We start from the raw sequence: 10340 nt of genomic DNA, 5'->3' as shown, positions 1-10340 counted from the left end.
CGCTCCCGAATCGCGTGATGGGGAGCGTTCTTCCTGTAGTCGATTGCTTTGGGGCGGGCGGGGCGGGGCGAGGGGGCGGGGCGTCAGCCTAGGCGGCGGCCTATGGAGGCGATGACCATGTCGAGGGGCGTGCCGGAGGCGTCGCGTCGGGCGCCGGAGTCGGGCAGGGCGCGAGCGGCTCCGTCGGAGGAGACGGCCAGCGCCGGTGCGCGACCCACCCACGCGAGCACGACCTCGGTCTCGCCCTTCAGGAAGCGCTGGGCGCGCACACCGCCGGTTGCACGGCCCTTCGCGGGGAACTCGGTGAAATCGCTGACCTTGCCACTGCCCGGGTCGGCGCCGAGCAGCGTGTCGCCGCCGGTGGCGACGGTGACCACGACGGTCTCGTCGGTCTCCGCCGCCGGCACGCTGGTGAAGAAGACGACCCGCGCATCCGCGGCCAGGTTGATGCCGGCCATGCCTCCGGCCGCACGGCCCTGAGGGCGCACCGTCGATGCGGGGAAGCGCAGAAGCTGCGAATCGGAGGCGACGAAGACGAGCTCATCGGTGTCGTCGCCCTGCACAGCGCCGACGACCTCGTCACCGGGTTTCAGGGCGATGATCTCGAACTCGGGCTTGTTGGCCCAGTCGCCGGCGGTGACCCGCTTGACGACGCCCTGCCGAGTGCCGAGCGCGATGGAGCGGGGAGCGTCGAGAGAGACGATCGCGATGATCTTCTCCTTGCGATCGGCGAGTGCGAGGTAGTCGCCGATCTTGACCCCGGCGCCCAGCTGGATGGAGTTCACCGGCGCTGCGGGCAGGTCGACGGGGGAGAACCGGATGAGGCGCCCGCGGTTGGTCACCGCGCCGATCTCCGTGCGCGTGGTCGTGTCGAGCTGCGACAGGATCGCGTCGTGCTTGCTGCGGCGCGCGGGCGCGGCGATGCGGTCGAGGGAGCCATCGCCCGCATCCGCGCCGCCCGTCTGCTGGTCGACGCGGAGGATGCGGCCCGTGGTGGACAGGAGCACACGACACGGAACGTCGGCGACCTCGAGCACGACCGGCATCTTGCCGCGCGCGTTCGCCGTCGCGATCGACGGCCGCGCCTCGGTGAGCAGAGTGCGGCGCGGGGTGCCGAACTTGACGGCGACCTGCTCGAGCTCGTCGGAGACCATGGCGTTGATGCGTTCGCGGCTCCCGAGCAGTTCTTCGAGCTCGGCGATCTCCGCCTCGAGCTGCGCCTTCTCGTTCTCGAGCTCGATGCGGGAGAACTTGGTGAGGCGCCGCAGCCGGAGTTCGAGGATGTAGTCGGCCTGCAGCGTGCTGAGGTCGAACACGTCCATCAGCCTGGTGCGTGCCTGGTCGGTGTCGTCGCTGGTGCGGATGACCTGGATGACCTCGTCGATGTCGACGATCGCGATGAGCAGGCCTTCGACCAGGTGCAGGCGCTCTTTGCGTCGCGCGAGCCGGAAGGCCGAGCGGCGGGTGACGACGCTCACCCGGTGGTCGATGTAGACGCTCAGCAGCTCCCGGAGGCCGAGGGTCTGCGGGCCGCCCTCGACGAGCGCGACGTTGTTGATCGAGAAGCCGTCTTCGAGCGGCGTGTGCCGGTAGAGCTGTTCGAGCACCGCATCCGGGCTGAAGCCGGTCTTGATTCCGATGACGAGGCGCAGACCGTGCTGACGGTCGCTGAGGTCGGTGACGTCGGAGATGCCGGAGAGCTTCTTCGAGTTGACGCCGTCTTTGATCTTCTCGATGACCTTCTCGGGGCCGACGAGGTAGGGAAGCTCCGTGACGACGAGTCCGCTCTTGCGGGCCGTGATCGACTCGACCGCGACCTTGGCGCGGGTCTTGAAGCTGCCGCGGCCTGTCGCGTACGCATCCCGCACCCCGGCCAAGCCCACGATGGTTCCACCGGTCGGCAGGTCGGGCCCGGGCACATACTCCATCAGGTCGTCGAGCGTGGCGTCCGGATGCGCGAGCAGGTGGCGCGCGGCGCCGACGACCTCGATGAGGTTGTGGGGTGCCATGTTCGTCGCCATGCCGACCGCGATACCGCTCGCGCCGTTGACCAGGAGGTTCGGGAAAGCGGCAGGGAGGACATCCGGCTGCATGAGCTGGTTGTCGTAGTTGGGCACGAAGTCGACGACGTCTTCGTCGAGGTCTTCGGTGAGTGCGAGGGCCGCGGCCGCGAGCCGGGCCTCCGTGTACCGGGGGGCAGCGGGTCCGTCGTCGAGCGATCCGAAGTTGCCGTGTCCGTCGATGAGCGGAACGCGGAGGGTGAAGTCCTGTGCCATGCGCACGAGGGCGTCGTAGATGGCGCTGTCGCCGTGCGGGTGGAGCTTTCCCATCACTTCGCCGGTGACACGGGCCGACTTCACGTGACCGCGGTCGGGTCGCAACCCCATCTCGGTCATCTGGTAGAGGATGCGGCGCTGAACGGGTTTGAGCCCGTCTCGAGCGTCGGGCAGAGCGCGCGAGTAGATGACCGAATACGCGTATTCGAGGAACGAGCCCTCCATCTCGGTCGTGACGTCGACGTCTTCGATGCGTTCGGTGGTTCCGGCGGGAGGCTGGTCGTCTGTCGGTGTCATTCGGGCAATCTTGGGGGAGGGGATCACGTCGCCGGCCCGGTTCGCCTGTGACAAACTGGGCCAGATGCCCCCCATGCTACCGGCCGCGTTCTCGACTCGTTCGAGCCTTGCCGCTGTTCTGCCAAGTTGCCTGGCCGCGCTCGAGGGCGCCGACAACGAGCTGAGCCTGCCGGCCGTGCGTCAGGCGGTCGTGATCGTCGTCGACGGACTGGGTGCAAGCGCTCTGCGGGCCCGCGCCGGCCATGCCAGAACGCTCGCCCCGCTGCTCGGCAAGACGACGACCATCGACAGCGGCTTTCCGACGACCACCGCTGCCGCGCTCGCAACGCTCGCCACCGGAACTCTGCCCGGTGTGCACGGTCTGGTCGGGTACAAGGTGCGTGACGACCTCCACGACCGCGTCGTCAACCAGCTGAGCGGCTGGGACGACGAGCTCGATCCGGCGACCTGGCAGCGCTCGCGCACCGTCTTCGAGGTCGCATCCGACAGCGGAGTGAAGAGCTGGGCCATCGGGATGCCCAAGTACGCCGACTCGGGCTTCACCAAGGCCATCCTGCGGGGCGCGGAGTACGTGTCCGCGCGCACCATGGCCGACAGGTTCGCCGCGGCGGAGCGCATCCTCGCCAATCCAGCCCAGAGCCTCACCTATCTGTACGTCGCCGAACTCGACCAGATCGCCCACGCCCGCGGCTGGGAGTCGCCGGAGTGGACGGAGGCGCTGGAGCAGCTTGACGCGCTCGTCGCCGGTCTCACGCGCCGGCTCGTGCCCGGTCAGGGGATGCTCCTCACCGCCGACCACGGCGTCGTCGACGTTCCGGTCAGCGGACACGTGTTGTTCGACACCGCACCCGAGCTCGTGGACGGCGTGGCGGCCGTCGCGGGTGAGCCGCGCTGCCTGCACCTGCACCTCGAGCATCCCGGCGAGGAGGCCGCCCGGTCGCTCGCGGAGGCCTGGCGCTCCGTCGAGGGCGAACGCGCCTGGGTGGCGACCAGAGCGGAGGCCGTCGAGGCCGGCTGGTTCGGCCCGTCCGTCGACCCCGAAGTGCTCCCGAGGATCGGGGATGTGCTCGTGGCGGCCCGCAAACGCGTCGCCTACTACGACTCCCGCGACCCGCTGCGCACCGGGCAGAACATGGTGGGCCAGCACGGCTCGCTCACGGCGGAGGAGACGCGCGTTCCTCTGCTGCGGTTCGGAGCGTTCGCGTAGGCGAACGCTCTCTTACGACGTCGAGTCGCTAGGCGAGGTCGTCGTCGGTGCGTGCGCCGAACACGATCTCGTCCCAGCTGGGCATCGACGCGCGGCCCTTCTTCGACGCGCGGCTCTGCGGGCCCGTCGCGTTGGAGCCTGAGCCGGATGCCGACGGCAGGATGCCCGCCGAGGTCGCAGGCGCCCGGTCGCCCGGGGTGTTCGCGGGCGGAGCCACAGGGCCGTCGTTGCTCGAGGCGTCGAAGATGGCCAAGGGCTCGTCGACCAGGTGCGGAGGAGTCTCGTCGAGCGGCTCGGGAAGCGGCTCGGCCTTGTCGTCGACCGGGAGCTCGTAGTTCGCGGCCTCGCGCTCACCCCGACGGCGGCGCAACGCCTCCAGGAGGTCGGCGGTCTGGTGCAAGTCGCGCGGTGTCTCGTCGTCGGCGCGCTTGATGGCGCTGACCGCGATCGAGTTGTTCGCCGAGGTGGGGGTGCGCCCGTAGGTCAGCGGCTCGGGAAATGGCGCGGAGTCCGGGCCGAGCAGATCGGTCTGCGGCTCGTGGAACGTGAACGCGCCGCTGTCGAACCGTGACTCGTCGGGCTGGCCGTCGTTCGGGAGCACGGCGCGCAGGCGCGGGATGAGCGCACCCTTCAGCTCGCCGGCCTGCGACAGGGTGGTCGCCTCCGAGTTCAGCGGCGCGAGCGCGTGCTTGCGGGCGTCGTAGCCCCAGCGGGCGTCGTGGTCGATGAGGTCGGCGGTGAACTCGAGCTTGATGATCCAGCCGGCTTCGGAGTCTTTCCAGCTGGCCCAGCGCTCGCCGCTGACGCCGAGCGACGCGAGCCTGTCGCGGATGACCGAGCCGAAGGTGTTGCCTTCGCCGAGCGGGTCGACGTCGACGGAGGTGTGCACGGGCACGCTGAGGGCGCTGGCCACGATGTGCTCGCGTTCGGCGACGATCGGCCCTTCGAAGCGCTGGATGTACTCGAGCGGCGCTCCGGTGACGGCGGCGACGTCCTCCGCCGACATGCCCGAACGGATGTGGGCCTGCACCTCGCGGGGCGAGAGCTTCGGGGCCGACGCGGAGGAATCCTGCCTGAATTGTCGGACCTTGGACTGCAGACCTTCGTCGATGGCGATGCGGAACCGCTCACCATCGTCGCCGACGGCGACAAGTGCGCCGTCCTCGACGCCGATGACCTTCAAATCCTGCATGGTGAATGCCTTCCCAGCTGTTGGAGTACGGCCCAAGAATGGCACGCCAGAGGCCCGAATCCGGGGAATAACCGTGGCGTGCCGGAAGTTGAAAACCGAGCAATCGCCGAGAGCCCGCCGAGTGGTTTGCTATTCCCCGGTGATTGATGCAAACTATGGCCGCCGATTGCGAAGAATCGGCCGTTAAGTATGAGAAGTGGATGGGCATGGCAACGGATTACGACGCACCGCGGAAGACCGAAGACGACTCCGAGTCGATCGAGGCCCTCAAGGAGCGAGTCCCGGACAAGATGTCCGGTGTTGTCGACGTCGAAGATGCCGACAACCCTGGTGGGTACGAGCTCCCTGGTGCAGACCTCTCGGACCTCGACCTCGACGTCGTCGTGCTGCCGCCCCAGGCCGACGAGTTCACCTGTGTGAGCTGCTTCCTGGTGAAGCACCGCTCGCAGATCGATCACGACACCAAGCTCGGACCGATCTGCGTGGAGTGCGCAGCCTGACGGTTACGTCGCGAGTCGAGCCTCACTGAGAACCCGGACCAACTGGTCCGGGTTTCTTGTTGAGAGGAGCCAGTACGGCGCCGGGTCCTGGGGGTCGGTCACCGGCACCTTGACGACGGGCATGATCCAGCCGCGGATGAGCAGCCACGCGCGGGCGTCGAGCTTCTGGCCGCGCTGGATTCGCGCCTCCTCGCCGTCGTACGCGCTCGCCTCTCCCACGAGCCCGATCGGGATGCGCGCGCGCCCGGCGATCAATTCGGCGCCTGTGACCCTGATCGTCGGCGCCGAGACGATGTACACCACGACGATCGCGGCATAGAAGACGATCGCCGTGACGATGCCGACCGTCAGATTGATCGGCGCGAGGATGAGGATCGTGATGGGGATGATCAGAGCACTGGCGATGAAGAGCCAGGGCGCTGCATAGAGGCGCTCGCGGTACAGGTCCATGTCTCTATTCGATCAGACTTCTGCACTACCCTCGACACGTGACCGATACCGTTGACGTTCCGATCATCGCCGGCCTCGTCCCCGCGTACGCGCATCCTGGCGACGCCGGCGCCGATCTCCATGCCGCCGAGGCGGTGACGCTGGCCCCTGGCCAGCGGCACACGGTGCCCACCGGCGTGTCGATAGCGCTGCCCGAGGGCTTCGCGGCTTTCGTGGTTCCCCGCAGCGGTCTGGCCGCCAAGCACGGCATCACGATCGTCAATTCTCCGGGAACGGTGGATGCGGGATATCGCGGCGAGATCCGCGTGACGGTTCTGAACACCGACATGTCGATGCCGTACGATATCGCCGTCGGCGACCGGATCGCGCAACTGATCGTGATGCCGGTCACGCGGGCCACCTTCGTGCCCGTCGACAGTCTGCCCGAGAGCCGCCGCGGAACCGCGGGGTTCGGCTCGACCGGATACAACACTGGGCTCAGCGCAGCGCAGTCAGGAGAGAACGCGTGACCGACAGCAGCAACACCGACCCCGAGATCTGGGAGAAGTCGGCGCCGGAGGACCGCGAGACCGAGGGTCCGCTGGATGAGAGCGAGGCGAATCCGGTTCGCCCGTACGTCGATCTCGGCGGGGTGAAGATCCTCCCGCGTGAGGGCCTGCATCTGCGTCTCGAGGTGGAGGAGGAGACGCAGCGCGTCGTGGCGGTCGGTCTCGACTACGCCAACTCGACCCTGCAGGTGCAGCCGTTCGCGGCGCCGAGATCGAGTGGCCTCTGGCACGAGATCCGAGACCAGATCACCGAGCAGGTCAACCGCCAGGGTGGTCGCACGCAGGAGCGCGAAGGGGTGTTCGGCCCCGAGCTCGTCGCCGAGATCCCTGTCGCCGCCCCTCAGGGAGCGCCGGGCGAGACCCGGGTCGCGCGTTTCGTCGGCGTCGACGGACCGCGCTGGTTCCTGCGCGGAGTGATCGCGGGTGACGCGGCCGTGAAGCCGGATGCCGCGGCGCTCGTCGAAGACCTGTTCCGCAGCATCGTCGTCGTGCGCGGGTCGACCCCGATGCCCCCGCGCGACCTGATCCCCCTTCGGATGCCCACCGCGCCGGCCAACGGTTCGGACAACAGCTTCACCTCTCTGTAGGAACCATGACCGACAGCACCCCGGAGGAGTCCGGCCGGACCGACCGTTCCGACAGCGCCGCCGAGTCGGCGCCCTCGGTGATCGGCGAGAGCCTCGCGCGCGCCGCCCAGAAGTCCGGGCTCGGCCAGCTCGCCGACAGCGAGACGCCCACGGGCACGGCCCTGCTCGGGGCGCTCGGCGGCGTTCGAGGGCTCGCCGAGACCATCCTGCCGGGGCTCGTGTTCCTCGTGCTGTTCACCTTCACCCAGAACGTCCCGCTCTCGATCGGCATCTCCGTACTGGTCGCCGCGGTGTTCACCGTCGTGCGCATCGTCGGCAAGACACCGGTCACCCAGGCGATCGCCGGGCTGCTCGGCGTCGGCATATCGGCCATCCTCGCTCTGATCACCGGCAGGGGAGAAGACAACTTCATCCTCGGCATCTGGACGAATGCGGCGTACGGGGCCGCTCTGCTGATCTCGATGCTGGTGCGCTGGCCGCTGATCGGCCTGATCGCCGGATATCTGATGGGAGACGGGATCGCCTGGCGCAGCGTGCGCGGGAAGTTCCGCGTGATGCAGGCGCTGACCTTCCTCTGGTTCCTCCTCTTCGCCGCCCGCCTCGCTGTGCAGGTTCCCCTGTATCTCGCCCACACGCCCGAGGCCACGGTCGCTCTCGGCATCACGAAACTCCTCATGGGTGTTCCGCTGTACGCGCCGCTCCTCCTCATCACCTGGTTCGTGGTGCGCGGGCAGTTCGCGTCGGCGGACAAGCCGGAAGGCAAGCCCGCGGCGAAGAAGCCGGCCGAAGGGTAGCCGGATGCTGGACGCGCGAATCAGGGAGGGGCTGACCCGCGCAGAGGTCGCCGAACGTCTGGCCGACGGCCGAGGCAACACACAGCGCCAGCCGAGCTCGCGGTCGATCGCGGACATCCTGCGCGAGAACATCTTCACGCTCTTCAACGGCATCCTCACCGTCTGTTTCCTCGCGGTGATCGCCCTCGGCGACCTCCGCGACGGGTTCTTCTACGGAGTCGTGGTCATCAATGCTCTGATCGGCATCGTTCAGGAGGTGCGGGCGAAGGTCGTGCTCGAGCGGGCCGCTCTGCTCGCTGCGCCGGAGAGCCGGGTGCGCCGGGACGGCGCCGTGACCTCGGTGCCGCTCGACGGCGTCGTGCTCGACGACCTGCTCGTGCTGCGGCCGGGAGATCAGATCCCGGCCGACGCCCGGGTGGTCCAGAGCACGGGGCTCTCGCTCGACGAGTCGATGCTGACCGGCGAGTCCGATCCGGTGTTCAAAGACGACGGCGCGGAGCTGCTGTCGGGGTCGCACGTGGCGACCGGAACCGGGTATGCCGTCGTGACGGCGGTCGGCGCGGACTCGTACGCGAGCAAGCTGACGAGCGAGATCCGCAAGCACTCGCTCGTGCACTCCGAGCTGCGGGATGCGACGAACCGCATCCTCGTCTACCTGTCGTGGATCCTCGGGCCGATCATCCTGATCACCATCATCGGCCGGGTGTTCGCTTACGGAGGCTGGAACGAGCTCTTCGTGAACGGTCACTGGCGCCGGGCGCTGCTCGACGCCGTGGCCGCTGTCGTCGGCATGATCCCGGAGGGTCTCGTGCTTCTGACGAGCCTCGCTTTCGGGGTGGCGGCGATCCAGCTCGCCGCCCGCAAAGTGCTGGTGCAGGAACTCGCCGCCGTCGAGGTGCTGGCCCGCGTGGATGTGCTGTGCCTCGACAAGACAGGAACACTGACGACCGGCGAGCTGGCCCTCGAGCGCACTGAGCGCCTCGGGGATGCGGTGGACGATGAGGCGACGGCCATCGCGCTCTCGGCATTCGGGGCGGACGACGCCGGCAATGCGACGGCGGGCATCCTGTCGAGTCGCTTCACCTCTGATCGCTACCGCATCGTGCGGCGTGTGCCGTTCAGTTCGGCCACGAAGTACAGCGGCGTCGTGCTGACGGTCGACGGCGCGGAGAGCTCGTGGCTGCTCGGCGCCCCGGAGCGCGTGCTCGCCGACCACGCGGAGTCGCTCGCCCGGGCCAACGCGATCGCGGCGACGGGGCAACGCACCCTCGCGCTGGTGCGCGCCATCGACCCGTTGCCAGGCGGCAGCCACGTGGCGATCGCCGGTCTGCGGGTGGAGCCGGCCGCTCTGGTGGTGCTGAGCGAGACGGTGCGACCAGACGCGGCAGCGACGCTCGGCTACTTCGCCGAGCAATCCGTGCGCGTGATCGTGATGTCGGGCGACAACCCGATCACCGTCGAAGCGATCGCACGCGGCCTCGACCTGCCGGGGGATGCGGTCGACGCCTCGACACTGACGGACGACGACGCGCTCGCCGCCGCGCTCGCGAGCAGTGACATCTTCGGACGAGTCAGCCCCGAGCAGAAACGTGTCGCCGTCGGGCTGCTCCGAGCGCAGGGCAGAACCGTCGCCATGACCGGCGACGGCGTCAACGACGCGATGGCGATCAAAGACGCGAGCCTGGGGATCGCGATGGGAACGGCGACGCCCGCGACGAAGGCCGTGTCGCGCATCGTGCTCCTCGACAACAAGTTCGAACGGCTGCCCGACGTGCTGTCATTCGGGCGCCGGGTGATCGCCAACGTCGAACGCGTGTCGAACATCTTCCTCGCGAAGACGGTGTACGGGATCATCCTGGCGCTGGTCAGCGCGGCCGTGCTCTGGCCGTTCCCCTTCCTTCCCCGGCAACTGACGCTCGTCTCATCCCTCGCCATCGGGATCCCTTCCTTCTTCCTGGCGCTCGCTCCCAACCGCCGCATCTACCGGCCGGGGGTGCTGTCGCGCGTTCTCAAGTACTCGATCCCGACCGGGGTGATCGCCGGGCTCACGTGCATCGTGGTGTACCTCCCGCTGTACCGCAGCATCCCGCTGCACGAGGCGCGGAGCATCACGACGATCTCGCTGTTCTGCGTCTCGCTCTGGATCCTCTGCGTGCTCACGCGCCCGCTCAGCGGCCCTCGGTGGGCCCTGCTGGCGGCGGTCAGCGTCGCCATGGTGCTCGTGTGCGTCATCCCTTTCACCGCGAGCTTCTTCCAGATGCATGTTCCGCTCGACATCACCCTCGTCTGGGGCATCGCCGTCGGCGCTGTCGGCGCTGTCGGCATCGAGCTCTTCTATCGCTTCGCCCGACGGCGCGGGCTGGTCTTCGACCGGGAGTGATCGTGGTAGATTTATCTTGACGTCAAGATAAATCTGGGCGCGAGCGACTTAGGCTTGCCTTGCTGGAAACGTTCTTCGACCGACAACAAGATTGAGATGAAGGCTTGCG

General features: G+C 68.3%; 9 protein-coding genes. 6 read left to right on the top strand and 3 right to left on the bottom strand.

Translation table 11 applies throughout. The annotated features are described in order from the left end of the window. Window positions 1–83 precede the first annotated feature (83 nt). Window positions 84–2573, bottom strand: a complete 2490-nt coding sequence (locus ACFVWR_RS13470; protein ID WP_387212764.1) for a DNA topoisomerase (ATP-hydrolyzing) subunit A — start codon at window positions 2571–2573, stop codon at window positions 84–86. 73 nt (window positions 2574–2646) lie between these two features. Between ACFVWR_RS13470 and ACFVWR_RS13465 the strand changes: the two genes are divergently transcribed. Beyond that, on the top strand, window positions 2647–3780 hold the full coding sequence (locus ACFVWR_RS13465; RefSeq protein WP_387212767.1) for an alkaline phosphatase family protein: 1134 nt from the start codon (window positions 2647–2649) through the stop codon (window positions 3778–3780). Window positions 3781–3808: 28 nt separating this feature from the next. Here the strand turns inward: ACFVWR_RS13465 and sepH are convergent, their stop codons facing one another. Further along, window positions 3809–4972, bottom strand: coding sequence for a septation protein SepH (gene sepH, locus ACFVWR_RS13460; protein WP_387212761.1), 1164 nt, complete (start codon window positions 4970–4972; stop codon window positions 3809–3811). A gap of 206 nt (window positions 4973–5178) precedes the next feature. On the opposite strand from sepH, the gene ACFVWR_RS13455 reads away from it, so the two are divergent. Then, window positions 5179–5472, top strand: a complete 294-nt coding sequence (locus ACFVWR_RS13455; RefSeq protein WP_387212758.1) for a DUF4193 domain-containing protein — start codon at window positions 5179–5181, stop codon at window positions 5470–5472. 3 nt (window positions 5473–5475) lie between these two features. On the opposite strand, the gene ACFVWR_RS13450 is transcribed toward ACFVWR_RS13455, so the two are convergent. Continuing rightward, window positions 5476–5922, bottom strand: coding sequence for a DUF3093 domain-containing protein (locus tag ACFVWR_RS13450; protein ID WP_387212755.1), 447 nt, complete (start codon window positions 5920–5922; stop codon window positions 5476–5478). 38 nt (window positions 5923–5960) lie between these two features. On the opposite strand from ACFVWR_RS13450, the gene dut reads away from it, so the two are divergent. Genes dut through ACFVWR_RS13430 form a run of 4 tightly spaced genes read left to right on the top strand, consistent with a single transcriptional unit; the run spans window position 5961 to window position 10231 of the window. Continuing rightward, window positions 5961–6431, top strand: a complete 471-nt coding sequence (dut, locus tag ACFVWR_RS13445; protein WP_387212752.1) for a dUTP diphosphatase — start codon at window positions 5961–5963, stop codon at window positions 6429–6431. Continuing rightward, complete coding sequence (locus ACFVWR_RS13440; RefSeq protein ID WP_387212749.1) at window positions 6428–7057, top strand: DUF3710 domain-containing protein; 630 nt, start codon at window positions 6428–6430, stop codon at window positions 7055–7057. The genes dut and ACFVWR_RS13440 overlap by 4 nt, the downstream gene beginning before the upstream one ends. Before the next feature lie 5 nt (window positions 7058–7062). Further along, window positions 7063–7851 carry a DUF3159 domain-containing protein gene (locus ACFVWR_RS13435; RefSeq protein WP_387212746.1) on the top strand — a complete coding sequence of 263 codons (789 nt, stop codon included), beginning with the start codon at window positions 7063–7065 and terminating at the stop codon, window positions 7849–7851. A 4-nt stretch (window positions 7852–7855) separates the two neighbouring features. Beyond that, window positions 7856–10231, top strand: a complete 2376-nt coding sequence (locus tag ACFVWR_RS13430) for an HAD-IC family P-type ATPase (RefSeq protein WP_387212743.1) — start codon at window positions 7856–7858, stop codon at window positions 10229–10231. Window positions 10232–10340 lie beyond the last annotated feature (109 nt).

Source organism: Leifsonia sp. NPDC058292, assembly GCF_042880955.1.
Taxonomy (GTDB): domain Bacteria; phylum Actinomycetota; class Actinomycetes; order Actinomycetales; family Microbacteriaceae; genus Leifsonia.
The sequence above is the reverse complement of the archived record's forward strand: the minus strand, read 5'-3'. Positions and strand labels throughout refer to the sequence as shown.